General features: G+C 52.1%; 18 protein-coding genes, 2 tRNA genes and 3 rRNA genes. 17 read left to right on the top strand and 6 right to left on the bottom strand.

Translation table 11 applies throughout. The features are described from left to right. Nucleotides 1-14: 14 nt before the first annotated feature. The 4 genes from ubiD (at nucleotide 15) to ICA20_RS23970 (ending at nucleotide 4,382) form a co-directional block, all read left to right on the top strand. Complete coding sequence (ubiD, locus tag ICA20_RS23985) at nucleotides 15-1,508, top strand: 4-hydroxy-3-polyprenylbenzoate decarboxylase (protein WP_038634451.1); 1,494 nt, start codon at nucleotides 15-17, stop codon at nucleotides 1,506-1,508. 40 nt (nucleotides 1,509-1,548) lie between these two features. Then, the gene (gene fre / locus ICA20_RS23980; protein WP_038634448.1) at nucleotides 1,549-2,250 is read left to right on the top strand and encodes an NAD(P)H-flavin reductase; all 702 of its coding nucleotides are present in this window, start codon (nucleotides 1,549-1,551) and stop codon (nucleotides 2,248-2,250) included. 228 nt (nucleotides 2,251-2,478) lie between these two features. After that, nucleotides 2,479-3,387, top strand: a complete 909-nt coding sequence (locus ICA20_RS23975) for an ROK family protein (protein WP_038634445.1) — start codon at nucleotides 2,479-2,481, stop codon at nucleotides 3,385-3,387. 14 nt (nucleotides 3,388-3,401) lie between these two features. Then, entirely contained in the window at nucleotides 3,402-4,382 is a 981-nt protein-coding gene (locus tag ICA20_RS23970; RefSeq protein WP_038634443.1) for a LacI family DNA-binding transcriptional regulator, read from the top strand. Between the two features lie 213 nt (nucleotides 4,383-4,595). On the opposite strand, the gene fadA is transcribed toward ICA20_RS23970, so the two are convergent. Both fadA and fadB read right to left on the bottom strand, forming a co-directional pair. After that, nucleotides 4,596-5,759, bottom strand: a complete 1,164-nt coding sequence (fadA, locus tag ICA20_RS23965) for an acetyl-CoA C-acyltransferase FadA (RefSeq protein ID WP_038634440.1) — start codon at nucleotides 5,757-5,759, stop codon at nucleotides 4,596-4,598. 9 nt (nucleotides 5,760-5,768) lie between these two features. Then, complete coding sequence (fadB, locus tag ICA20_RS23960) at nucleotides 5,769-7,958, bottom strand: fatty acid oxidation complex subunit alpha FadB (RefSeq protein WP_038634438.1); 2,190 nt, start codon at nucleotides 7,956-7,958, stop codon at nucleotides 5,769-5,771. A 187-nt stretch (nucleotides 7,959-8,145) separates the two neighbouring features. Between fadB and pepQ the strand changes: the two genes are divergently transcribed. The 9 genes from pepQ (at nucleotide 8,146) to rrf (ending at nucleotide 17,669) form a co-directional block, all read left to right on the top strand. Next, a complete protein-coding gene (gene pepQ, locus ICA20_RS23955) occupies nucleotides 8,146-9,477 on the top strand; it encodes a Xaa-Pro dipeptidase (RefSeq protein WP_038634435.1) in 1,332 nt (443 codons plus the stop codon). After that, a complete protein-coding gene (locus tag ICA20_RS23950) occupies nucleotides 9,477-10,091 on the top strand; it encodes an IMPACT family protein (protein ID WP_038634432.1) in 615 nt (204 codons plus the stop codon). Before pepQ ends, ICA20_RS23950 begins: the two co-directional genes overlap by 1 nt. A 38-nt stretch (nucleotides 10,092-10,129) precedes the next feature. Then, the gene (gene trkH / locus ICA20_RS23945) at nucleotides 10,130-11,581 is read left to right on the top strand and encodes a Trk system potassium transporter TrkH (protein WP_003017848.1); all 1,452 of its coding nucleotides are present in this window, start codon (nucleotides 10,130-10,132) and stop codon (nucleotides 11,579-11,581) included. Between the two features lie 11 nt (nucleotides 11,582-11,592). After that, a complete protein-coding gene (gene hemG, locus ICA20_RS23940) occupies nucleotides 11,593-12,138 on the top strand; it encodes a menaquinone-dependent protoporphyrinogen IX dehydrogenase (RefSeq protein ID WP_038634428.1) in 546 nt (181 codons plus the stop codon). A 351-nt stretch (nucleotides 12,139-12,489) separates the two neighbouring features. Next, a 16S ribosomal RNA gene (locus tag ICA20_RS23935) occupies nucleotides 12,490-14,029 on the top strand. Nucleotides 14,030-14,100: 71 nt separating this feature from the next. After that, nucleotides 14,101-14,177, top strand: a tRNA-Ile gene (locus ICA20_RS23930). A gap of 105 nt (nucleotides 14,178-14,282) precedes the next feature. Next, nucleotides 14,283-14,358: transfer RNA gene (locus ICA20_RS23925), tRNA-Ala, on the top strand. A 198-nt stretch (nucleotides 14,359-14,556) separates the two neighbouring features. Further along, a 23S ribosomal RNA gene (locus ICA20_RS23920) occupies nucleotides 14,557-17,461 on the top strand. A gap of 92 nt (nucleotides 17,462-17,553) precedes the next feature. Beyond that, nucleotides 17,554-17,669 (top strand): 5S ribosomal RNA (gene rrf, locus ICA20_RS23915). The 16S, 23S and 5S rRNA genes sit together here with 2 tRNA genes alongside, the layout of an rRNA operon. 163 nt (nucleotides 17,670-17,832) lie before the next feature. Here rrf and mobB read toward each other — a convergent pair. Both mobB and mobA read right to left on the bottom strand, forming a co-directional pair. Further along, a complete protein-coding gene (gene mobB, locus ICA20_RS23910; RefSeq protein WP_038635815.1) occupies nucleotides 17,833-18,336 on the bottom strand; it encodes a molybdopterin-guanine dinucleotide biosynthesis protein MobB in 504 nt (167 codons plus the stop codon). Then, nucleotides 18,333-18,917 carry a molybdenum cofactor guanylyltransferase MobA gene (mobA, locus tag ICA20_RS23905; protein WP_038635818.1) on the bottom strand — a complete coding sequence of 195 codons (585 nt, stop codon included), beginning with the start codon at nucleotides 18,915-18,917 and terminating at the stop codon, nucleotides 18,333-18,335. The genes mobB and mobA overlap by 4 nt, the downstream gene beginning before the upstream one ends. Nucleotides 18,918-18,986: 69 nt before the next feature. Between mobA and ICA20_RS23900 the strand changes: the two genes are divergently transcribed. The 3 genes from ICA20_RS23900 to dsbA all read left to right on the top strand — a co-directional run bounded on the left by ICA20_RS23900 (nucleotide 18,987) and on the right by dsbA (nucleotide 20,959). Then, on the top strand, nucleotides 18,987-19,256 hold the full coding sequence (locus tag ICA20_RS23900) for a YihD family protein (RefSeq protein ID WP_003028616.1): 270 nt from the start codon (nucleotides 18,987-18,989) through the stop codon (nucleotides 19,254-19,256). Nucleotides 19,257-19,332: 76 nt separating this feature from the next. After that, complete coding sequence (locus ICA20_RS23895; protein ID WP_038635824.1) at nucleotides 19,333-20,319, top strand: serine/threonine protein kinase; 987 nt, start codon at nucleotides 19,333-19,335, stop codon at nucleotides 20,317-20,319. A 16-nt stretch (nucleotides 20,320-20,335) separates the two neighbouring features. Continuing rightward, nucleotides 20,336-20,959 (top strand): thiol:disulfide interchange protein DsbA, encoded by a 624-nt coding sequence (gene dsbA, locus ICA20_RS23890; RefSeq protein WP_038635827.1) that lies wholly within the window; start codon nucleotides 20,336-20,338, stop codon nucleotides 20,957-20,959. A gap of 13 nt (nucleotides 20,960-20,972) precedes the next feature. On the opposite strand, the gene ICA20_RS23885 is transcribed toward dsbA, so the two are convergent. Then, nucleotides 20,973-21,908, bottom strand: a complete 936-nt coding sequence (locus tag ICA20_RS23885) for an acyltransferase (RefSeq protein WP_038635830.1) — start codon at nucleotides 21,906-21,908, stop codon at nucleotides 20,973-20,975. 363 nt (nucleotides 21,909-22,271) lie between these two features. On the opposite strand from ICA20_RS23885, the gene polA reads away from it, so the two are divergent. Next, nucleotides 22,272-25,058, top strand: coding sequence for a DNA polymerase I (gene polA / locus ICA20_RS23880; RefSeq protein WP_038635834.1), 2,787 nt, complete (start codon nucleotides 22,272-22,274; stop codon nucleotides 25,056-25,058). Between the two features lie 333 nt (nucleotides 25,059-25,391). On the opposite strand, the gene yihA is transcribed toward polA, so the two are convergent. After that, on the bottom strand, nucleotides 25,392-26,024 hold the full coding sequence (gene yihA / locus ICA20_RS23875; RefSeq protein WP_038635836.1) for a ribosome biogenesis GTP-binding protein YihA/YsxC: 633 nt from the start codon (nucleotides 26,022-26,024) through the stop codon (nucleotides 25,392-25,394). Between the last annotated feature and the right edge of the window lie 133 nt (nucleotides 26,025-26,157).

The following is a 26,157-nucleotide window of genomic DNA, read 5'->3' as shown; positions in this document are numbered from 1 at the left end:
ACGAAGAGGCCACAATGGACGCCATGAAATATCACGATTTACGCGACTTCCTGACGCTGCTTGAACAGCAGGGCGAGCTCAAACGCATTTCGCTTGAGGTGGATCCCCACCTGGAGATCACTGAAATTGCCGATCGCACCTTGCGTGCCGGTGGGCCTGCGTTACTGTTTGAAAATCCTAAAGGCTATACAATGCCGGTGCTGTGTAACCTGTTTGGCACACCGAAGCGTGTGGCGATGGGGATGGGGCAAGAAGATGTCTCGGCGCTACGGGAAGTGGGTAAGCTGTTGGCGTTTTTGAAAGAGCCTGAGCCACCGAAAGGATTTCGCGATCTGTTCGATAAGCTGCCGCAGTTTAAGCAGGTGTTGAACATGCCGACTAAGCGGTTACGCGGCGCGCCTTGCCAGCAAAAAATCTATTCAGGCGATGAAGTCGACTTAAACCGTATTCCGATTATGACCTGCTGGCCAGAGGATGCTGCGCCGCTGATTACCTGGGGGCTGACCGTTACGCGCGGCCCGCATAAAGAGCGGCAGAATCTCGGTATCTATCGTCAGCAGTTGATTGGCAAAAACAAGCTCATTATGCGCTGGCTTTCCCATCGCGGCGGCGCGCTTGATTATCAGGAGTGGTGCGCGGCGCATCCTGGTGAACGGTTCCCGGTTTCTGTGGCCTTGGGAGCAGACCCGGCAACAATTCTGGGCGCTGTTACCCCTGTCCCGGATACATTATCTGAGTACGCATTTGCCGGGCTGTTGCGTGGCACCAAAACTGAAGTGGTCAAATGTATTTCCAACGATCTGGAAGTGCCTGCCAGTGCTGAAATTGTGCTGGAAGGCTATATCGAACCGGGTGAAATGGCCCCGGAAGGACCATATGGCGATCATACTGGTTACTACAATGAAGTAGATAGCTTCCCGGTCTTTACCGTCACGCACATTACTCAGCGTGAAGATGCAATTTATCACTCTACCTACACCGGACGCCCGCCGGATGAGCCCGCAGTGCTTGGCGTGGCGCTGAATGAAGTCTTCGTGCCTATTCTGCAAAAGCAGTTTCCGGAAATCGTCGACTTTTACCTGCCTCCGGAATGCTGCTCATATCGCCTGGCCGTGGTAACGATGAAAAAACAGTACGCAGGTCATGCCAAACGCGTCATGATGGGTGTCTGGTCGTTTTTGCGTCAGTTTATGTACACCAAATTTGTTATTGTCTGCGATGATGACGTCAACGCACGCGACTGGAATGATGTGATTTGGGCGATTACGACGCGTATGGACCCGGCCCGGGATACTGTACTGGTAGAGAATACACCCATTGATTACCTGGATTTTGCCTCGCCGGTTTCCGGTCTTGGTTCAAAAATGGGGCTGGATGCCACCAATAAATGGCCGGGCGAAACCCAACGCGAATGGGGACGTCCGATAAAAAAAGATCCTGAAGTCACTGCACGTATTGACGCAATTTGGGATGAACTGGCCATCTTTAATGACGGCAAAAGCGCCTGAGGCGCGATCGTTTTGCCTATTGATCCGACAGAGAGAGCGCATGACAACCTTAAGCTGTAAAGTGACCTCGGTAGAAGCTATCACTGACACCGTATATCGCGTTCGTTTAGTGCCAGACGCGGCGTTTTCCTTTCGTGCCGGCCAGTATTTAATGGTCGTGATGGACGAACGAGATAAGCGCCCGTTCTCCATGGCATCTACGCCGGACGAGCAGGGGTTCATTGAACTGCACGTTGGCGCTTCTGAGCTAAATCTGTACGCCATGGCCGTGATGGACCGCATTCTGAAAGACCGGGAAATTAAGGTCGACATTCCGCATGGCGAAGCCTGGCTACGTGATGAGGACGAACGACCGTTGCTCCTGATTGCCGGCGGGACGGGATTCTCTTACGCGCGTTCCATTCTGCTTACCGCGCTGGCGCGCAATCCAAATCGCGATATCACTATTTACTGGGGCGGGCGCGAAGAGAAGCATCTCTACGATCTCTCTGAGCTGGAAGCGCTGTCAGTAAATCATCCGAATCTGCGCGTTGAGCCAGTGGTAGAACAGCCTGAAGAAGGCTGGCGTGGCCGTACGGGCACCGTATTAACGGCAGTATTACAGGATTACGGTACCCTGGCGGAACACGATATCTACATTGCCGGACGTTTTGAAATGGCTAAAATTGCGCGCGATCTGTTCTGCAATGAACGCAGTGCGCGTGAAGACCGCCTGTTTGGCGACGCGTTCGCGTTTATTTAAGCGCTGTGCGCCGGAGCCCTTCCGGCGCATTCATCACTCACCTTACTTCTACTACAGGGTGCAAGCCCGGTCCCGTTGCCTCTCTTATCTCACCAGTTTTTTAGTAAACTTTTTTTGTCTATCTATTAATCATAAAAATAAGCTTTTGTGACGGAACTCTTTTTGTTTAGTAAACAAAGTTGGCAAGCTATGCAGCATCACATTACAAGGCGCAAACGAGGGAAAACCATGAGGCTTGGTCTGGATATTGGCGGGACTAAAATCGAAGCGGTAGTGATTGATAATACGGGGGAAATTGTTTATCGCGAGCGATGCGCAACCCCAAAGCAGAGCTATGGCGATTTTTTCCACGCCGTAACGGAGATGATTGCTAAGGCCAGGCAGGCCGTTAATCAGCCTTTCTCGGTTGGCGTTGGGGTGCCCGGTGCGGTGGATAGCGAAGGGTTAATCAAAAACTCCAACATTCTGGTGCTGAATCAGCAGAGCTTTGCGCAAGATCTTGAGCAAGCGTTAGGGATGGCTGTGCCCGTCACCAACGATGCTAACTGCTTTACGCTGTCAGAGGCGATGGACGGCAGCGGATATGGACACAGCGTCGTTTTTGGCGTCATCCTCGGTACCGGTTGCGGCGGCGGTGTGTGTATCGATAACCGCCTGATTTCCGGCCCTAACGCCTGCGCAGGCGAGTGGGGGCATAATGCCTTGCCGCGTTATCATGAATCCCGGGATGGGGCCGCAGTGACATGCTATTGCGGACAGTTGAACTGTATCGAAAGCTTTATTTCCGGCAGCGGTCTGGAACGCCAGTATTTGAACCACACCGCGCAACATGCGGGTGTGCCACAAATTATGCGACAGGTAGAATCGGGTGATGCAGATGCGTGTTCGTTATGGGAACGCTATTGCGATCAACTGGCGCGGGCGTTGGCAAGCGTGGTGAATACGCTCGATCCCGATGTGATTGTGTTGGGGGGCGGGGTATCTAATATCGATTTACTGTATTCTGGCTTGCAGGCGCGAGTAGCACAGTACGTATTTGGTAAACAGTGCCGTACACCGATCGTTCCGGCCAGACACGGCGACAGCAGCGGCGTGCGTGGTGCCGCCTGGCTGGGGGCGCAACGAGCCTGCGTATAATCAATGAGAGTGAAATGACGAAACCTGTACGTATCAGAGACATTGCCGAAGCATGTGGGGTCTCAGTTGGCGCTGTTTCCCGCGCCCTAAAAGGGCAGCCGGGGCTGCGTGAAGATACCCGGTTGCGCATTATTTCTGTGGCGCAGCAGCAGGGTTATGATTTTTCCCGCTTGCGCAGCGACAAGATCAAACGCGTCCTGTTTTTGCTGCATCGTCAGCACAATATTAGCCGCGCATTACCGTTTTACTCCCAACTGCTGTTAGGTATAGAAGATCTTTGTCGCGAGAATGGTATTGCGCTGAGCTTTCTGTCTATCGGTCCGGGTGATACGGTGAGTGAGCAGGTGCTGCTGCACCAGCCGGATGCGCTGATCTGCGCCGGATTTTTTGAGCCTGAATTGCTTGGGCTGCTGCAACAGATGAAACTGCCGCTGGTGCTGGTGGATCTCTGGGCGCCTGGCCTGCCTTGTGTCAATCCGGACAATACCCAGGGCGGCTATCTGGCCACGCAACACCTGATTGCACAAGGTCGCAACCGCATCGCGTTTCTTGCCAGTACACTTTCTCACTACAGTATTCGTCAGCGTGAGAAGGGCTATCGTCATGCATTGTATGAAGCCCGGTTGCTGATGCCGCCAGAGTACGAAGCCATCGCGCCGCCGTTGCTCGATACCGAGCAATCTTTGGTAGAGGCGGTTAATGAGCTGCTCAGGTTGCCGGAGCCACCCGATGCCATTTTTGCCTATAACGATGCGGCAGCGATGGTTGTTCAAAGAGTGTGCGCGCAGCAGGGCATACGTATCCCGGAAGACCTTGCGCTGGTAGGGTTTGATGATATTGATGCCGCAGCCTGGTCACATCCGCCGCTGAGCACTATCGCGGTTGATAAGCAACAGCTGGGTCGGGAAGCGCTGCGTTTACTACTCGAAGAGAAGCAGGAAGAGAATCTGCTGCTGCCGGTGCAGTTAGTGGTACGTGGTAGTTCAGGGAAATAAAAAACCCGCCCCTGACAGGCGGGAAGAACGGCAACTAAATTTTCTCTCTTCGCCATTGGCACCATAACTGTGTTGGCTGCGCTCATTCACCCGAATCACTTACTACACGTAAGCTCATCGGGATTCATTCACTTGCCGCCTTGTTCTGGCACCAATGCCTTTGAGATAACATTTCGTAGGCCGGGCAAGCGAAGCGCCCCCGGCGTGCCTTGATTAAACTCGCTCGAATACCGTCGCGATACCCTGACCTAACCCGATACACATCGTCGCCAGACCAAACTGTACGTCTTTGCGTTCCATCAGATTGAGCAGGGTAGTGCTGATACGCGCACCGGAACAACCCAGCGGGTGACCCAATGCGATCGCCCCGCCGTTGAGGTTGATCTTCTCGTCGATCTGCTCCATCAGCCCCAGATCTTTAATACACGGCAGGATCTGGGCGGCAAAAGCTTCATTCATCTCAAACAAGCCGATGTCGCTGGTGGAGAGTCCCGCTTTTTTCAGCGCCAGCTTTGAAGCCGGAACCGGACCGTAACCCATGATGGAAGGGTCGCAGCCGACAACGGCCATTGAACGAATTCGGGCACGTGGCGTCAGACCCAGCTCACGGGCACGGCTTTCGCTCATGACCAGCATCGCGGCAGCACCATCGGAAAGCGCGGAAGAGGTACCGGCCGTCACCGTGCCGCTAACTGGATCGAATGCCGGGCGCAGGGTAGAAAGCGCTTCAACCGTGGTCTCCGGGCGGATAACTTCATCGTAGTTAAACTGCTTCAGCACGCCGTCTGCATCATGACCGCCAGTCGGGATGATTTCATTTTTAAATGCGCCAGACTGTGTAGCAGCCCAGGCGCGAGCGTGTGAACGCGCGGCGAAGGCATCCTGCATTTCACGGCTAATACCGTGCATGCGGGAGAGCATTTCCGCCGTCAGGCCCATCATCCCCGCGGCTTTCGCCACGTTGCGGCTCATACCCGGGTGGAAATCAACCCCGTGACTCATCGGCACATGGCCCATATGTTCCACGCCGCCAATCAGGCACGCCTGAGCATCGCCGGTCATGATCATGCGTGCTGCATCATGCAGCGCCTGCATGGATGAACCACAGAGACGGTTAACGGTCACTGCCGGTACTGAATGTGGGATTTCCGCCAGTAGTGACGCGTTACGAGCGATATTGAAACCCTGCTCCAGCGTTTGCTGCACACAGCCCCAGTAAATATCATCAAGCGCGGATGGCTCCAGCGCCGGATTACGCGCCAGCAGGCTACGCATTAAATGTGCGGAGAGGTCTTCTGCCCGCACGTTACGAAACGCTCCCCCTTTTGAACGGCCCATCGGGGTACGGATCGCATCAACAATTACAACCTGTTCCATTGTGACTCCTTAAGCCGTTTTCAGGCTGCCAACCGGGCGGGCAGGCTCAACCTGGGGATAATACGGTTCGTTATGGCGCGCTTTATCACGCATACCGGCCGGAACTTCATACAGTGGGCCTAGGTGCTGATACTGTTGGGCCATATCGAGATACTTCGCGCTGCCGAGCGTATCCAGCCAGCGGAACGCGCCGCCGTGGAACGGAGGGAAGCCCAGGCCATAAACCAGCGCCATATCGGCTTCTGCCGGGCTGGCGATAATGCCTTCTTCCAGACAACGCACCACTTCGTTGACCATTGGGATCATCATGCGGGCGATAATCTCGTCATCGCTGAAGTCGCGTTTCGGTTGGCTGACCTCTGCCAGCAGACCATCAACGGCGGTATCTTCTTCTTTCTTCGGCTTGCCCTTGTTGTCTTCTTTATAACGCCAGAACCCGAGACCGTTTTTCTGTCCGAAACGGTTAGCATCAAACAGGGCATCGATCGCATCGCGATAATCTTTCTGCATACGCTGTGGGAAGCCCGCAGACATCACCGCCTGTGCGTGATGCGCGGTATCAATCCCCACCACGTCCAGCAGATAAGCCGGGCCCATCGGCCAGCCAAACTGTTTTTCCATCACTTTGTCGACTTTGCGGAAATCCGCTCCGTCGCGCAGCAACTGGCTGAAACCGGCAAAATAGGGGAACAGCACGCGGTTGACGAAGAAACCAGGGCAGTCATTGACCACAATTGGCGTTTTGCCCATCTGGCTTGCCCAGGCGACAACCTTAGCGATGGTTTCATCTGAGCTTTTTTCGCCGCGAATGATCTCAACCAACGGCATGCGGTGTACCGGGTTAAAGAAGTGCATGCCACAGAAGTTTTCCGGGCGTTTGAGCACGCTGGCCAGTTCGTTGATTGGAATGGTTGAGGTGTTCGAAGCCAGTACGGTGTCCGGGCGTACCTTATCTTCGGTTTCCGCCAGTACCGCTTTTTTCACTTTCGGGTTTTCCACAACCGCTTCGACTACCACGTCCACACGCTCGAAGCCGCTATAGTCGAGGGTTGGATGGATAGTGGAAATCACGCCCGCCATTTTCAGGCCGTCAATTTTGCCGCGCTCGAGCTGTTTGTTCAGCAGCTTGGCCGCTTCGGTCATGCCCAGCGTTAATGATTTGTCGTTGATATCTTTCATCACAACCGGCACGCCTTTCCAGGCCGACTGGTAAGCGATACCGCCGCCCATAATCCCCGCGCCCAGCACCGCCGCTTGCTTTGGCGCCTCAATATTTTTGGTGAGCTTTTTGGCTTTGGCTTTCACGAACTGATCGTTAAGGAAGATCCCAACCAATGCGCGAGCTTCACTGGTGTGCGCCAGTGGAACAAAACTTTTATTTTCCAGGTTCAGCGCTTCTTCACGGCCAAAACGGGCTGCCGCCTCAATCGTTTTCACGGCAGTGATTGGTGCGGGATAATGCTTCCCGGCCGTCTGCGCCACCATACCTTTGGCGATAGTAAAGCTCATCGCCGCTTCAATTTTGCTGAGTTTCAACGGTTCCAGCTTCGGCTGGCGTTTGGCTCTCCAGTCGAGATCGCCGTTAATCGCCTGACGTAATATGGCGATCGCGCCATCAAGCAGTTTCTCGTGTTTCACGACGCCATCGACCAGGCCGATTTTCAGCGCCTGCTCAGCACCAACATCTTTACCCGCAGCAATGATTTCCAGCGCGCTGTCCGCGCCCAGCATACGTGGCATACGCACGGATCCGCCAAAGCCCGGCATAATGCCCAGCTTGGTTTCCGGCAGGCCGATGCGTAGGTCCGGCGTTGCCAGACGGTAATCGGTCGCCAGCACACACTCGCAGCCGCCGCCCAGCGCATAGCCATTTACCGCTGAGAGGGTCGGAACAGGTAGATCTTCCAGACGATTAAAGACGCTGTTGGCAAAATGCAGCCACTGGCTCAACTGTTCTTCAGGCACGAGGAACAATGAAAGGAATTCGGTGATATCGGCACCGACAATAAAGGCTGCTTTGTTAGAGCGCAGCAGCAGCCCTTTTAAATTCGGTTGTTTTTCCAGCACGTCAAGCGCATGGCCCAGGCTGGCAACGGTGGCCGTGTCGAGTTTATTGACCGAACCAGGGGCATCGAACACCAGTTCGGCGATGCCATCTTCCAGCCAGTCGAGGTACAGGGTGTCGCCTTTGTAAAGCATGTCAGTCTCCTGAATCCGCAAGGTGATCTGGTCATACCAGATGAATCGAAGTGTGTGTTTTATGTTAAAAAAATGCAAATGAATGATTAAAGAAATGACGATTTGATCACGCTCGGCAGAAATCACGCACTCACAAAGCGATGTGCTAAGATGCGGAGTCTTGAGGTCAAAAACAGAAGGATAGAAAATGGAATCACTGGCCGCACTCTATAAAAATCATATCGTTACCTTACAAGAGCGGGCGCGCGATGCGCTGGAACGCTTCAAGCTGGATGCGTTACTTATTCACTCTGGCGAACTTGTTAACGTCTTCCTTGACGATCATCCGTACCCGTTTAAGGTCAATCCGCAATTCAAAGCCTGGGTACCCGTAACGCAGGTCCCTAACTGCTGGTTGCTGGTGGATGGTGTGAATAAGCCAAAATTGTGGTTCTATCTGCCGGTCGACTACTGGCATAACGTTGAGCCGCTGCCGACCTCCTTCTGGACAGAAGAAATCGAGATCATCGCGCTGCCAAAAGCGGACGGTATCGGTAGCCAACTGCCAGCTGCTCGCGGCAATATCGGTTATATCGGTCCGGTTCCGGAACGTGCGTTGCAACTGGACATCGCGGCCAGCAACATCAACCCGAAAGGGGTGATCGACTACCTGCATTATTACCGCGCCTTTAAAACGGATTACGAACTGGCCTGTATGCGCGAAGCGCAGAAAATGGCGGTGAATGGACACCGTGCCGCGGAAGAAGCGTTCCGTTCCGGGATGAGCGAATTTGACATCAACCTGGCTTATCTGACCGCGACCGGTCACCGCGACACCGACGTGCCATACAGCAACATCGTTGCGCTTAATGAGCATGCGTCGGTTCTTCATTACACCAAACTGGATCATCAGGCGCCGTCTGAAATTCGCAGCTTCCTGCTGGACGCTGGTGCGGAATATAACGGCTATGCGGCAGACCTGACGCGTACCTGGTCGGCGAAAAGCGACAACGACTATGCGCATCTGGTGAAAGATGTTAACGACGAAGAGCTGGCGCTTATCGCTACCATGAAAGCAGGTACCAGCTACGTGGATTACCACATTCAGTTCCATCAGCGCATCGCGAAGCTGCTGCGTAAGCATCAAATCATCACCGATATGAGTGAAGAGGCGATGGTGGAAAACGATCTTACTGGACCGTTTATGCCGCACGGTATTGGTCACCCGTTGGGTCTGCAGGTGCATGATGTCGCTGGCTTTATGCAGGATGACAGCGGTACCCACCTTGCTGCCCCGTCGAAGTATCCTTACCTGCGCTGCACCCGTGTTCTGCAGCCGGGCATGGTTCTGACCATCGAACCGGGCATCTACTTTATTGAATCGCTGCTGGCGCCGTGGCGTGAAGGGCAGTTCAGCAAACACTTCAACTGGCAGAAAATTGAAGCTCTGAAACCGTTCGGCGGTATTCGTATTGAAGACAACGTGGTGGTCCACGAGAACAATATCGAGAACATGACGCGGGATTTAAAACTGGCGTAATGGACAGTTGGTTAATCCCTGCGGCGCCGGTTAGCGTCGTTGAAGAGATCAAAAAAAGCCGCTTTATTACGCTGCTCGCCCATACGGACGGCGTAGAAGCGGCGAAAGCATTCGTTGAGTCCGTCAAAACGGAACACCCGGACGCCCGCCACCATTGTGTGGCATGGGTGGCGGGTGCGCCGAATGACTCGCAGCAGTTGGGCTTTTCAGACGATGGCGAACCGGCGGGAACGGCAGGCAAGCCGATGCTCGCGCAACTGATGGGCAGCGGTGTCGGTGAGATTACCGCGGTGGTGGTGCGCTACTACGGCGGTATTCTTCTCGGTACGGGTGGGCTGGTAAAAGCCTACGGTGGCGGTGTGAATCAGGCGTTGCGTCAGTTAACGACACAGCGCAAGACGCCATTAACCGAATATACTTTGCAGTGTGAGTACGGTCAGCTGGCAGGCATAGAAGCTTTGCTGGGTCAGTTTGACGGTAAAGTCGTTGCCAGTGATTACCAGGCTTTTGTTTGGCTCAGGGTGGCGCTTCCTTATGCCAAAGTGGATGAATTTTCGGCAAAACTGGCGGATTTTAGTCGTGGTTCATTGCAATTGTTAGCGATTGAAGAATAATCCCCACCTCATTTTAAAGAACTAAGGAAGCGGTAGAGATGCATTTTCGCGCCATTACCCGAATCGTTGGACTACTGGTCATCTTATTCTCGGGAACAATGATTATCCCCGGACTGGTGGCGCTCATCTATCGTGATGGGGCAGGGCGTGCATTTACCCAAACTTTCTTCGTTGCTCTGGCGATCGGCTCCATGCTGTGGTGGCCGAACCGCAAAGAGAAAGGCGAGCTGAAATCTCGCGAAGGTTTTCTGATTGTCGTCTTGTTCTGGACCGTGCTGGGTAGCGTGGGTGCGCTGCCGTTCATCTTTGCGGAAAGCCCTAACCTGACGATTACCGATGCATTTTTTGAATCCTTTTCCGGATTGACCACCACCGGGGCAACAACGCTGGTGGGGCTGGATTCATTGCCACACGCTATCCTCTTTTATCGACAGATGCTGCAATGGTTCGGCGGGATGGGGATCATCGTGCTGGCGGTGGCTATTCTGCCTATTCTTGGCGTTGGGGGGATGCAGCTCTACCGGGCAGAAATGCCGGGGCCGCTGAAAGATAATAAAATGCGCCCGCGTATTGCCGAAACGGCGAAAACCCTGTGGCTTATCTATGTATTGCTGACGGTGGCATGTGCACTGGCGCTATGGTTTGCCGGGATGCCAGCGTTTGACGCCATTGGGCACAGCTTTGCCACGATTGCGATTGGCGGCTTTTCCACGCACGATGCCAGCGTGGGATATTTCGACAGTCCCACGATCAACACCATCATTGCTATCTTCTTGCTGATCTCCGGCTGTAACTATGGCCTGCACTTCTCTTTATTAAGCGGCCGTAGCCTGAAGGTCTACTGGCGCGATCCGGAATTTCGCATGTTCATCGGCGTGCAGTTGACGCTGGTGGCTGTCTGTACGCTGGTACTGTGGATACACAATACCTACGGTTCAGCGCTCACGACCATCAACCAGGCCTTTTTCCAGGTGGTATCAATGGCGACGACCGCCGGATTTACCACCGACAGCATTGCCCGCTGGCCGCTGTTCCTGCCGGTGCTGTTGTTGTGTTCTGCCTTTATCGGCGGCTGTGCCGGGTCTACGGGCGGTGGCTTGAAGGTGATTCGTATCCTGTTGCTGTTTAAGCAAGGTAACCGCGAGTTGAAACGTCTGGTTCACCCGAATGCTGTTTACAGTATTAAGCTGGGTAACCGTGCGCTGCCGGAGCGAATTCTTGAAGCCGTATGGGGATTCTTTTCTGCCTATGCGCTGGTCTTTATTATCAGTATGCTGGCGATTATTGCGACCGGTGTTGATGACTTCTCCGCGTTTGCCTCCGTGGTGGCGACGCTGAATAACCTCGGGCCAGGGCTGGGCGTTGTCGCCGACAACTTTGCCAGTATGAACCCCGTGGCGAAGTGGATCCTGATTGCCAATATGCTGTTTGGTCGTCTGGAGGTCTTTACTCTGCTGGTACTCTTTACCCCTACTTTCTGGCGTGAATAATGGAGTAACACGTGAAAACACTGATTCTTTTTTCTTCCCGGGACGGGCAAACGCGTGAAATCGCCGAGTATCTGGCTTCTGAACTCAAAGAGCTGGGCGTTTGGACGGATGTTGTTAATTTGCATCGCACCGCGGAGCCTGACTGGCAAAATTATGACAGCGTGGTGATTGGCGCCTCGATTCGCTATGGTCATTACCATGCCGCATTTCAGGAGTTTGTGAAAAAGCATGCCACGCGGCTGAATGCGATGCCGAGTGCGTTCTACTCCGTTAACCTGGTTGCCCGTAAACCGGAGAAGCGTACGCCGCAAACCAACAGCTATGCGCGTAAGTTCCTGATGAGTTCACCGTGGCGGCCGGATCGAAGTGCGGTTATTGCCGGCGCTTTGCTGTATCCCCGCTATCGCTGGTATGACCGTGTGATGATCCAACTGATAATGAAGATGTCAGGCGGTGAAACGGATACGCATAAAGAAGTGGTGTATACCGATTGGGAACAGGTCGCGGGTTTTGCACGGGAAATTGCCCAATTAACCCACAAAACGTTGCCAAAATAAGCGCAAAGAATAAAAAATAATCACTCGGAAAATTATTTTGAATTTCCCCTTGTCAGCCTGAAATAACTCCCTATAATGCGCCTCCACTGACACGGAACAACGGATTACACGCCGCCGGGTCAGCGGAGAAAAGCGTAAATAAACGCTTGACTCTGAAGCGGGATAGCGTAATATGCACACCCCGCGCCGCTGAGAAAAAGCGAAGCGGCACTGCTCTTTAACAATTTATCAGACAATCTGTGTGGGCACTCGAGGATACGGATTCTTAACGTCGCAAGACGAAAAATGAATACCAAGTCTCTGAGTGAACACGTAATTCATTACGAAGTTTAATTCACGAGCATCAAACTTAAATTGAAGAGTTTGATCATGGCTCAGATTGAACGCTGGCGGCAGGCCTAACACATGCAAGTCGAACGGTAGCACAGAGAGCTTGCTCTCGGGTGACGAGTGGCGGACGGGTGAGTAATGTCTGGGAAACTGCCCGATGGAGGGGGATAACTACTGGAAACGGTAGCTAATACCGCATAATGTCGCAAGACCAAAGAGGGGGACCTTCGGGCCTCTTGCCATCGGATGTGCCCAGATGGGATTAGCTAGTAGGTGGGGTAACGGCTCACCTAGGCGACGATCCCTAGCTGGTCTGAGAGGATGACCAGCCACACTGGAACTGAGACACGGTCCAGACTCCTACGGGAGGCAGCAGTGGGGAATATTGCACAATGGGCGCAAGCCTGATGCAGCCATGCCGCGTGTATGAAGAAGGCCTTCGGGTTGTAAAGTACTTTCAGCGAGGAGGAAGGCGTTGTGGTTAATAACCACAGCGATTGACGTTACTCGCAGAAGAAGCACCGGCTAACTCCGTGCCAGCAGCCGCGGTAATACGGAGGGTGCAAGCGTTAATCGGAATTACTGGGCGTAAAGCGCACGCAGGCGGTCTGTCAAGTCGGATGTGAAATCCCCGGGCTCAACCTGGGAACTGCATCCGAAACTGGCAGGCTAGAGTCTTGTAGAGGGGGGTAGAATTCCAGGTGTAGCGGTGAAATGCGTAGAGATCTGGAGGAATACCGGTGGCGAAGGCGGCCCCCTGGACAAAGACTGACGCTCAGGTGCGAAAGCGTGGGGAGCAAACAGGATTAGATACCCTGGTAGTCCACGCCGTAAACGATGTCGACTTGGAGGTTGTGCCCTTGAGGCGTGGCTTCCGGAGCTAACGCGTTAAGTCGACCGCCTGGGGAGTACGGCCGCAAGGTTAAAACTCAAATGAATTGACGGGGGCCCGCACAAGCGGTGGAGCATGTGGTTTAATTCGATGCAACGCGAAGAACCTTACCTACTCTTGACATCCAGAGAACTTAGCAGAGATGCTTTGGTGCCTTCGGGAACTCTGAGACAGGTGCTGCATGGCTGTCGTCAGCTCGTGTTGTGAAATGTTGGGTTAAGTCCCGCAACGAGCGCAACCCTTATCCTTTGTTGCCAGCGGTCCGGCCGGGAACTCAAAGGAGACTGCCAGTGATAAACTGGAGGAAGGTGGGGATGACGTCAAGTCATCATGGCCCTTACGAGTAGGGCTACACACGTGCTACAATGGCATATACAAAGAGAAGCGACCTCGCGAGAGCAAGCGGACCTCATAAAGTATGTCGTAGTCCGGATTGGAGTCTGCAACTCGACTCCATGAAGTCGGAATCGCTAGTAATCGTGGATCAGAATGCCACGGTGAATACGTTCCCGGGCCTTGTACACACCGCCCGTCACACCATGGGAGTGGGTTGCAAAAGAAGTAGGTAGCTTAACCTTCGGGAGGGCGCTTACCACTTTGTGATTCATGACTGGGGTGAAGTCGTAACAAGGTAACCGTAGGGGAACCTGCGGTTGGATCACCTCCTTACCTTAAAGAACCGACCTTTGCAGTGCTCACACAGATTGTCTGATGAAAATTAGCAGTAAGAAAATCTCTGCAGGCTTGTAGCTCAGGTGGTTAGAGCGCACCCCTGATAAGGGTGAGGTCGGTGGTTCAAGTCCACTCAGGCCTACCAAATTCTTTCTGATACCGCGTTGTGAAACGACTCACATACTGAAGTATGCTTCGCCGTTCCACGCCTTGTCTCAGCAAGAATTAAGGTGAATGAGATAACTACGATGGGGCTATAGCTCAGCTGGGAGAGCGCCTGCTTTGCACGCAGGAGGTCTGCGGTTCGATCCCGCATAGCTCCACCATCTTTACTGCAACAACCCAAGAAAACTTCAGAGTGTACCTGAAAAGGTTCACTGCGAAGTTTTGCTCTTTAAAAATCTGGATCAAGCTGAAAATTGAAACGACACACTGTGTCTGTTCTCCGTAATAAGAACAGATAAAAGGTGTGTTCGAGTCTCTCAAATTTTTGCAATCAGAAGTGAAACATCTTCGGGTTGTGAGGTTAAGCGACTAAGCGTACACGGTGGATGCCCTGGCAGTCAGAGGCGATGAAGGACGTGCTAATCTGCGATAAGCGCCGGTAAGGTGATATGAACCGTTATAACCGGCGATTTCCGAATGGGGAAACCCAGTGTGATTCGTCACACTATCGTTAACTGAATACATAGGTTAACGAAGCGAACCGGGGGAACTGAAACATCTAAGTACCCCGAGGAAAAGAAATCAACCGAGATTCCCCCAGTAGCGGCGAGCGAACGGGGAGCAGCCCAGAGTCTGAATCAGCATGTGTGTTAGTGGAACGGTCTGGAAAGTCCGACGGTACAGGGTGATAGTCCCGTACACAAAAATGCACAGGTTGTGAACTCGAAGAGTAGGGCGGGACACGTGGTATCCTGTCTGAATATGGGGGGACCATCCTCCAAGGCTAAATACTCCTGACTGACCGATAGTGAACCAGTACCGTGAGGGAAAGGCGAAAAGAACCCCGGCGAGGGGAGTGAAAAAGAACCTGAAACCGTGTACGTACAAGCAGTGGGAGCACCTTCGGGTGTGACTGCGTACCTTTTGTATAATGGGTCAGCGACTTATATTCTGTAGCAAGGTTAACCGTATAGGGGAGCCGAAGGGAAACCGAGTCTTAACTGGGCGTTAAGTTGCAGGGTATAGACCCGAAACCCGGTGATCTAGCCATGGGCAGGTTGAAGGTTGGGTAACACTAACTGGAGGACCGAACCGACTAATGTTGAAAAATTAGCGGATGACTTGTGGCTGGGGGTGAAAGGCCAATCAAACCGGGAGATAGCTGGTTCTCCCCGAAAGCTATTTAGGTAGCGCCTCGTGAATTCATCTTCGGGGGTAGAGCACTGTTTCGGCTAGGGGGTCATCCCGACTTACCAACCCGATGCAAACTGCGAATACCGAAGAATGTTATCACGGGAGACACACGGCGGGTGCTAACGTCCGTCGTGAAGAGGGAAACAACCCAGACCGCCAGCTAAGGTCCCAAAGTCATGGTTAAGTGGGAAACGATGTGGGAAGGCACAGACAGCCAGGATGTTGGCTTAGAAGCAGCCATCATTTAAAGAAAGCGTAATAGCTCACTGGTCGAGTCGGCCTGCGCGGAAGATGTAACGGGGCTAAACCATGCACCGAAGCTGCGGCAGCGACACTATGTGTTGTTGGGTAGGGGAGCGTTCTGTAAGCCGTTGAAGGTGGCCTGTGAGGGTTGCTGGAGGTATCAGAAGTGCGAATGCTGACATAAGTAACGATAATGCGGGTGAAAAACCCGCACGCCGGAAGACCAAGGGTTCCTGTCCAACGTTAATCGGGGCAGGGTGAGTCGACCCCTAAGGCGAGGCCGAAAGGCGTAGTCGATGGGAAACAGGTTAATATTCCTGTACTTGGTGTTACTGCGAAGGGGGGACGGAGAAGGCTATGTCGGCCGGGCGACGGTTGTCCCGGTTTAAGCATGTAGGCGGAGGTTCCAGGTAAATCCGGTACCTTTTAACGCTGAGGTGTGATGACGAGGCACTACGGTGCTGAAGTGACAAATGCCCTGCTTCCAGGAAAAGCCTCTAAGCATCAGGTAACATCAAATCGTACCCCAAACCGACACAGGTGGTCAGGTAGAGAATACCAAGGCGCTTGAGAGAACTCGGGTGAAGGAACTAGGCAAAATGGTGCCGTAACTTCGGGAGAAGGCACGCTGATAGGTAGGTGAAGTGATTTACTCATGGAGCTGAAATCAGTCGAAGATACCAGCTGGCTGCAACTGTTTATTAAAAACACAGCACTGTGCAAACACGAAAGTGGACGTATACGGTGTGACGCCTGCCCGGTGCCGGAAGGTTAATTGATGGGGTTATCCGTAAGGAGAAGCTCTTGATCGAAGCCCCGGTAAACGGCGGCCGTAACTATAACGGTCCTAAGGTAGCGAAATTCCTTGTCGGGTAAGTTCCGACCTGCACGAATGGCGTAATGATGGCCAGGCTGTCTCCACCCGAGACTCAGTGAAATTGAACTCGCTGTGAAGATGCAGTGTACCCGCGGCAAGACGGAAAGACCCCGTGAACCTTTACTATAGCTTGACACTGAACACTGGTCCTTGATGTGTAGGATAGGTGGGAGGCTTTGAAGTGTGGACGCCAGTCTGCATGGAGCCGTCCTTGAAATACCACCCTTTAATGGCTGGTGTTCTAACGTGGGCCCGTAATCCGGGTTGCGGACAGTGTCTGGTGGGTAGTTTGACTGGGGCGGTCTCCTCCCAAAGAGTAACGGAGGAGCACGAAGGTTAGCTAATCCTGGTCGGACATCAGGAGGTTAGTGCAAAGGCATAAGCTAGCTTGACTGCGAGAGTGACGGCTCGAGCAGGTGCGAAAGCAGGTCTTAGTGATCCGGTGGTTCTGAATGGAAGGGCCATCGCTCAACGGATAAAAGGTACTCCGGGGATAACAGGCTGATACCGCCCAAGAGTTCATATCGACGGCGGTGTTTGGCACCTCGATGTCGGCTCATCACATCCTGGGGCTGAAGTAGGTCCCAAGGGTATGGCTGTTCGCCATTTAAAGTGGTACGCGAGCTGGGTTTAGAACGTCGTGAGACAGTTCGGTCCCTATCTGCCGTGGGCGCTGGAGAATTGAGGGGGGCTGCTCCTAGTACGAGAGGACCGGAGTGGACGCATCACTGGTGTTCGGGTTGTCATGCCAATGGCACTGCCCGGTAGCTAAATGCGGAAGAGATAAGTGCTGAAAGCATCTAAGCACGAAACTTGCCCCGAGATGAGTTCTCCCTGAGACTTAGAGTCTCCTGAAGGAACGTTGAAGACGACGACGTTGATAGGTCGGGTGTGTAAGTGTAGCGATACATTGAGCTAACCGATACTAATGAACCGTGAGGCTTAACCTTACAACGCCGAAGGTGTTTTGGCGAAGAGACAGATTTTCAGCCTGATACAGATAAGATTAACCGGCGACAAGCGGGTTAATAAACAGAATTTGCCTGGCGGCTGTAGCGCGGTGGTCCCACCTGACCCCATGCCGAACTCAGAAGTGAAACGCCGTAGCGCCGATGGTAGTGTGGGGTCTCCCCATGCGAGAGTAGGGAACTGCCAGGCATCAAACAAGTGAAGAAGCCCATCCTGCCGGATGGGCTTTTTTGCGTCTGTGTGAAATGAAACCTGCCGGATGCGGCACACCGCCTTATCCGGCCTACGTTGTACTGAACGTATTTTGTAGGCCTGATAAGCGCAGCGCATCAGGCACATTGCGGCTCCGTGGTTATCTTCTTACCCATTGCATAACAAAATCAGCAATTTGCTGTATATCATTAATATCTAATGATGGAACATCCACAGGTAACGGAACATCACTGGCAACCGCGATAACAAACTCATCCATCGCCAACTCTTCAGAACTATGTCCGCAGCCCTCGCGAAAAAGCAGGATCTTCGCAACAGGTTCATGCTTAAATCCCTCAACCAGTACCATATCCAACGTCGAAGCATCCATCCTGCTTACCAGATACGCTAAATCCAGTTCGGGTTCTTCCGGTGTTTCTACCATTAACGCCCAACGTTGCTGACTGGCGACCAGTGTTTGTGCCGCCCCTGCCTTGCGCAGCTCATAGCTATCTTTGCCGGGCTTGTCGATATCCATATTATGGTGAGTATGCTTAATCAATCCGGGTCTAATACCTCTGGCGCGCAGCTCAGGGATCAGTTTCCTTAGCAGCGTGGTTTTTCCCGTACCGCTCCATGCCGCAATGGCAAGTAATGGGATCATGATTTTTCCTGCCATTTTGCGAGTTCTTCAGGTGTGTTCACGTTTACGAATGCATCTTTATGATCGCTGAAATCGACGGCATGACCGCCAGCCTGACGCATAAAAACCATGACGCGTCGTTCACCTGACTGAAGATAATCCTGTAGCAAGGGCTGCAAGGAACGGTGCATCAGGGCAATGGTCGGGTGATCTCTTTCCCCATCATGCACCCAGACGATTGGTGCAGCTTTGCGCTGCTCTTTTAAACGAGAGACCAGATCGTGAGGAATATAGGGCATATCGCACGGGCAGAACAAAAACCAGTCTCCCGCTTGCTGCAGGAATACCGACAGCATCCCGGCCAGTGGGCCAGGGAAATCGGCCAGGGCATCGGGAATCACTTTCAGGCCGCTTTGTTGGTAGATATCCCGGTGGCGATTGGCATTAACGACTACGGTTTCGACCTGCAAAGCGAGGGTATCGGCTACATGCCGCCAAAGCGGTTTACCGTCCAGCTCAAGCAAACCTTTATCCGTTCCGCCCATCCGTCTGGCCTTACCGCCCGCCAGCACAACCCCTGTTATTGCACTATCCAGAATCACTGATATCGCCTCTTTTAATGTGGGATTGACCCTGCTAACGTATCCGTATTGAGCCTAAGGAGCACAACCATGAAATGTAAACGCCTGAATGAAGTTATTGAACTCCTCCAGCCAGCCTGGCAGAAAGAACCCGATCTTAACCTGATGCAATTTTTACAGAAACTGGCGCAAGAGTCAGGTTTTGACGGTGAACTGGCGGATTTAACTGATGACATTCTGATCTATCACCTGAAAATGCGTGACTCGGCGAAAGACGCCGTTATCCCAGGTATTCAGAAAGATTATGAAGAAGATTTTAAAACAGCCCTTCTCCGCGCACGTGGCGTAATTAAAGAGTAAAAGCTTGTAATCGCCGCCACCGAAAGCGCTGCGAAATGATATCCTGAATCATTCGTAGTATTTTCCGGATGATGGGATGAACGACAACGCTTTTACTTTCCAGACGCTACACCCGGATACCATCATGGATGCGCTGTTTGAGCAGGGGATCCGGGTGGACTCCGGGCTTACCCCGCTTAACAGCTATGAAAACCGTGTCTATCAGTTTCAGGACGAAGACCGCAGACGCTTTGTCGTTAAGTTTTATCGCCCTGAGCGTTGGTCCGTCGATCAGATCCAGGAAGAGCACCAGTTTGCGCTGGAGCTGGTGAGCGATGAAGTGCCGGTTGCTGCACCGCTGGTACTGAACGGCCAAACACTGTTAAGCCATCAGGGTTTTCATTATGCGATCTTCCCAAGCGTCGGCGGGCGCCAGTTTGAGGCAGATAACATCGATCAGATGGAGGCGGTTGGGCGCTATCTGGGGCGTATGCACCAGACTGGCGGCAAGCGTAATTTCGCTTTCCGTCCCACGATTGGCCTTGAAGAGTATCTGACCGAACCGCGTAAACTGTTTGAACAGGCCCAACTTATTCCTTCAGGGCAAAAAGCAGCCTTCCTGAAAGCAACGGATTCACTTATTACAGTAGTTTCCGAATGCTGGCATACGCGTTTTGCCACGTTACGCCTGCACGGTGATTGTCATGCCGGCAATATTCTGTGGCGTGACGGCCCAATGTTTGTCGATTTAGATGATGCCCGCAATGGTCCGGCTGTTCAGGATTTATGGATGCTCCTCAATGGTGATAAAGCTGAACAACGCATGCAGCTTGAAACCATTATCGAGGCTTATGAAGAGTTTAGTGAGTTCGACACGACAGAAATCGGACTGATCGAACCTTTACGTGCTATGCGTTTAGTTTATTATCTTGCATGGCTGATCCGACGTTGGGGTGACCCTGCGTTTCCAAAAAACTTCCCGTGGTTAACCGGGGAAGATTACTGGCATCGTCAGACCGCAACTTTTATTGAGCAGACAAAAATTCTGCAAGAGCCCCCCTTACAATTAACGCCAATGTATTAATCGGAGAAACTTGAACATGAAAAAAATATGGCTGGCGCTGGCTGGTATGGTTTTAGCTTTTAGCGCATCTGCGGCGCAGTTCCAGGATGGCAAACAATACATCACTCTGGAAAAGCCTGTTGCGGGTGAACCGCAAGTGTTGGAGTTCTTCTCCTTCTACTGCCCGCATTGCTACCAGTTTGAAGAAGTGCTTCATGTGTCTGATAACGTGAAGAAAAAACTGCCGGAAGGTACCAAGATGACCAAATACCACGTCGAGTTTCTTGGGCCTTTGGGTAAAGATCTGACGCAGGCCTGGGCTGTTGCTATGGCACTTGGCGTTGAAGATAAGGTCACTGTTCCGCTGTTTGAAGGGGTTCAGAAAACCCAGACCGTTCAGTCTGTTGCAGATATCCGTAAAGTGTTTGTCGACGCGGGTATTAAAGGTGAAGACTACGATGCGGCATGGAACAGCTTTGTGGTGAAATCACTCGTGGCGCAGCAGGAAAAAGCGGCGGCTGATTTACAGTTGCAGGGCGTTCCGGCGATGTTCGTGAATGGTAAATACCAGGTAAACCCGCAAGGCATGGATACCAGCAGCATGGATATTTTTGTACAGCAGTATGCGGATACCGTGAAATTCCTGGTTAGTCAGAAGTAAAAGCGAAAGCCGGTCATTGACCGGCTTTTTTGTTTGTGGCTTTAATCGCATCTATTTGCGCGTCTTTCTCGCTCCAGAGCGTATTCAACCATAGCTGAAACCGACGCTTGAAACCTTTATCGTTCACGTAATCACCGTGCAACTCTTCTTGAATTTGCTCCAGGTTCACCCGCACGACAATACGCGTTAATTTGCCGCTCAGCATATCGTAGAAAGGGCGGCTGCTATTTTCCGGGTAGCACAACGTGACGTTCAGCAACTTATCAAACTGCGACCCCAGCACATTCAATGCCATAGCGATACCGGCCGCCTTAGGTGGGAGCAGGTTTTGATAGGGGGAGCGGGTTTGCTCACGTTTCTCGTTAGTAAAGCGTGAACCTTCGACAAAATTTACGATAGTTGTCGGGTGTACGCGAAACTTCTCGCAGGAACGACGCGTTGTTTCCACATCTTTACCGCGCCGTTCCGGATGACGGAGCAGATAGCCGCGTGAATAACGTTTCATAAACGGCATATCCAGTGCCCAGCAGGCCAGACCAATAAACGGCACCCAGGCCAGCTGTTGCTTGAGAAAATATTTATTCATCGGGATGTGCTTACGGAACAGAACGCAAAGCACAACGATATCGGCCCAGCTGTAATGATTACAAATGAGCAGATACCAGTTTTTTTTGCTAAGACCTTCCAGCCCTTCGACGTCCCACTTCAATCGTGGATTGAGGTGTAGAAGTAGCGCCAGACCTTCACACCAGCAATACATCATGAAATTACAGAAGATGGAAACCTTGCGCCAGACGACAGGAACAGGCAAAAGGAGCTTTACAACCCCGGCAAGGATGATCGGCACAGAACAAAAAATCGTGACCAATATGGTCAATACGATACTCAGCAACAGCGTTATCGCAGCGAGTATTCTTGTCATAATTAAATTATTCAAAAGGTTAGCCATAGACAGTGCGCTAAAGAGGCGCAAGAGGCTAATTTTATCAGAAAACGAACCAAATGATGGATCTTCCCTGAATAGAAAAAAAAGGAATATCTATCCACATCAGGAGACAAGCGATAAAAATGGAATAAAATGCTGTAAGTTTCTTTAATTGACTGAAATATATGAAAAAATGTAATTGATCAATAATTAACTTGCTATATTTAAAGCGCTGAAAATTATTTATTCACAAAGTTATCCACAGTTTGATTTGCGCTCAAAGCAGAAGAACTGCAAAAGTTTTTCAACAAAAACGGCGAAAAACTCATGTTTTCATCCCGTCTGTGGCATCCTTTACCCATAATCTGATAAACAGGCACGGACATTATGGTTCAGATCCCAGAAAACCCACTTATCCTTGTAGATGGCTCATCTTACCTTTATCGCGCATATCACGCGTTTCCGCCGCTGACTAACAGCGCAGGCGAACCTACTGGTGCGATGTACGGTGTTCTCAACATGTTGCGTAGCTTGATTCTACAATATCAGCCGACCCATGCTGCTGTGGTATTCGACGCTAAGGGTAAAACCTTCCGTGATGAATTATTCGAGCATTACAAGTCACATCGTCCGCCAATGCCTGACGATCTGCGCGCGCAGATTGAACCTCTGCATGCGATGGTAAAAGCGATGGGGCTGCCATTACTGGCTGTTTCAGGCGTGGAAGCCGATGATGTTATCGGTACGCTGGCGCGTGAAGCGGAAAAGGTTGGTCGTCCGGTATTGATCAGTACCGGTGATAAAGACATGGCTCAGTTGGTGACTCCAAACATCACCCTGATCAACACCATGACTAATACGATCCTCGGCCCGGATGAAGTGGTGAATAAGTATGGTGTGCCGCCTGAGCTGATCATTGATTTCCTGGCGCTGATGGGCGACTCCTCCGATAACATTCCAGGCGTTCCTGGCGTGGGTGAAAAAACGGCTCAGGCTCTGCTCCAGGGCTTGGGGGGGCTGGATACCCTTTATGCCGAATCTGACAAAATTGCGGGGCTGACTTTCCGTGGTGCGAAAACCATGGCGGGCAAGCTTGAGCAAAATAAAGAGGTGGCGTACCTCTCTTATCAATTAGCGACCATTAAAACAGATGTTGAGCTGGAGTTAACCTGCGAGCAACTGGAAGTGAAGCAGCCCGCAACAGATGAACTGCTTGGCCTGTTTAAACAGTACGAATTTAAGCGTTGGGTTGCAGACGTAGAATCCGGTAAATGGCTACAGGCGAAAGGAACGAAGCCAGCGGCTAAACCGCAGGAAACAATCGTCGTCGAGGCTACGCCGGAAGAACCTGCGACGGCTCTTTCCTACGATAACTACGTGACGATTCTGGATGAAGCGACGCTGGAAGAGTGGATCGCAAAGCTGAAAAAAGCGCCCGTCTTCGCCTTTGATACAGAAACTGACAGCCTGGACAATATCTCCGCGAATCTGGTTGGACTGTCTTTTGCCATTGAACCGGGCGTGGCGGCGTATGTTCCTGTTGCCCATGACTACCTGGACGCCCCCGATCAGATCGCGCGCGACCGCGCGCTGGCGCTGCTGAAGCCGCTATTGGAAGATGAGAACGCGCACAAAGTCGGGCAAAACCTGAAGTACGATCGCGGTATCCTGGCGAATTATGGCATCGAGCTGCGCGGCATCACCTTTGACACCATGCTCGAATCCTACATTCTTAACAGCGTTGCCGGCCGACACGATATGGACAGCCTGTCGGACCGCTGGCTGAAACATAAAACCATCACCTTTGAAGAGATCGCCGGAAAAGGCAAAAACCAGCTGACCTTTAACCAGATAGCGCTGGAAGAGGCCGGTCGTTACGCTGCGGAAGACGCCGACGTTACGCTACAGCTGCATCTGAAGATGTGGCCAGAATTGCAGCAGCATAAAGGGCCGCTGAACGTCTTTGAAAATATTGATATGCCGCTGGTGCCGGTTTTGTCTCGCGTTGAGCGCAACGGTGTGAAAATCGATCCGGCTGTTCTGCACAAGCATTCAGAAGAGCTGACGCTGCGTTTGAACGAGCTGGAGCAAAAAGCGCACGAGATTGCCGGCGAAGCGTTTAACCTCTCTTCCACCAAGCAACTGCAAACCATCCTGTTTGAAAAGCAGGGCATTAAGCCGCTGAAGAAAACGCCTGGCGGCGCGCCATCAACGTCGGAAGAGGTACTGGAAGAGCTTGCGTTGGATTACCCATTGCCGAAAGTGATCCTGGAATATCGCGGGTTAGCAAAACTGAAGTCGACCTATACGGACAAGCTTCCGTTGATGATTAACAAGAAAACCGGGCGCGTACATACCTCCTATCATCAGGCTGTTACCGCGACCGGGCGCTTGTCTTCAACGGATCCGAACCTGCAAAACATCCCGGTACGTAATGATGAAGGTCGTCGTATTCGCCAGGCGTTTATTGCACCGGAAGACTACGTGATTGTTTCCGCGGACTACTCGCAGATTGAACTACGTATCATGGCGCACCTCTCGCGTGATAAAGGCTTGCTTACCGCATTTGCCGAAGGGAAAGATATTCACCGCGCAACGGCCGCTGAAGTCTTTGGCTTACCGCTGGATTCAGTAACTAACGAACAACGCCGCAGCGCGAAAGCTATCAACTTCGGTCTGATCTACGGGATGAGCGCCTTTGGTCTTGCTCGCCAGTTAAATATTCCGCGCAAGGAAGCACAGAAGTACATGGATCTCTACTTCGAACGCTATCCTGGCGTGCTGGAATATATGGAACGCACGCGTGCACAGGCAAAAGAGCAGGGTTACGTTGAAACGCTGGAAGGTCGTCGCCTCTATTTGCCGGATATTAAATCCAGTAATGGCGCTCGTCGTGCGGGTGCTGAACGTGCCGCAATCAACGCCCCGATGCAAGGTACTGCCGCAGACATTATTAAGCGAGCCATGATAGCCGTAGACGGATGGCTGCAAACCGAGCAACCGCGCGTGCGCATGATCATGCAAGTTCACGATGAACTGGTGTTTGAAGTGCACAAAGATGACCTGGAAAGTGTGTCGAAAAAGATCCATCAACTGATGGAAAACGAGACCCAGATTGACGTGCCGCTATTAGTGGAAGTCGGTACTGGTGAAAACTGGGATCAGGCGCACTAAGGGGTGACTGAATAACGGCCTTTTTTCGTAACTAAGCAACATAAGATAGAACTTTTTGTGATGTCCATTAGAATTCCCTATGTAAGGAATGAAAAAAAATTACAAAAAGTGCTTTCTGAGCTGCTCAAAAAAGAGTAAAGTTATTCTCGTAGGGTACAGAGGTAAGATGTTCTATCTTTCAGACCTTTTACTTCACGTAATCGGATTTGGCTGAATATTTTAGCCGCCCCAGTCAGTAATGACTGGGGCGTTTTTTATTGTGCGCAAGAAAAGTTTCGCTCACGCCGTAGGCCGGATAAGACGCGCAGCGACGCCATCCGGCATAGCGGGAGATTATTCCCCGTCCTGAATCTCTTCAACCGGTGCCAGTTCACTAAACCAGCTATCCAGCTTCTGACGCAGTTTGTCTACGCCCATTTTTTTCAGTGATGAAAAGGTTTCTACCTGCACATCGCCATTAAATGCCAGCACGGCTTCACGTACCATATTCAGTTGAGCTTTGCGCGCGCCGCTGGCCAGCTTGTCTGCTTTGGTCAGCAGCACCAGAACCTGAACGTTGCTCTCTACCGCCCATAGGATCATCTGCTGGTCCAGATCTTTAAGCGGGTGACGAATATCCATTAACACGACCAGGCCTTGCAGGCTCTGACGCTTTTCCAGATATTCCGCCAGTGCGCGCTGCCATTTGCGCTTCATCTCTTCCGGCACTTCGGCGTAACCGTACCCCGGCAGGTCAACCAGGCGTTTGCCGTCAACGACTTCAAACAGGTTGATGAGCTGAGTACGGCCCGGTGTTTTAGATGTACGCGCCAGACTCTTTTGATTAGTCAGGGTATTTAGCGCACTGGATTTGCCTGCGTTGGAACGGCCAGCAAAAGCCACTTCGATTCCGGTATCGGAAGGTAAGTGGCGAATATCAGGCGCACTCATCACAAAATGCGTCTGTTGATAATTCAAGTTAGTCAAAGCGGTCCTCTCCATCAATCAAGGCTTTGCAGCGATTATACCTGAACACCAGCAAAAGGCTGGTTTTTCGACGCGTAGCCAGTGTAAGCAAAAACCACTCACTTTGTGAGACATTGCCGATAGTATCTATACG

Source organism: Citrobacter sp. C5_2, assembly GCF_014596845.2.
Classification (GTDB): domain Bacteria; phylum Pseudomonadota; class Gammaproteobacteria; order Enterobacterales; family Enterobacteriaceae; genus Citrobacter; species Citrobacter werkmanii.
The sequence above is the reverse complement of the archived record's forward strand: the minus strand, read 5'-3'. Positions and strand labels throughout refer to the sequence as shown.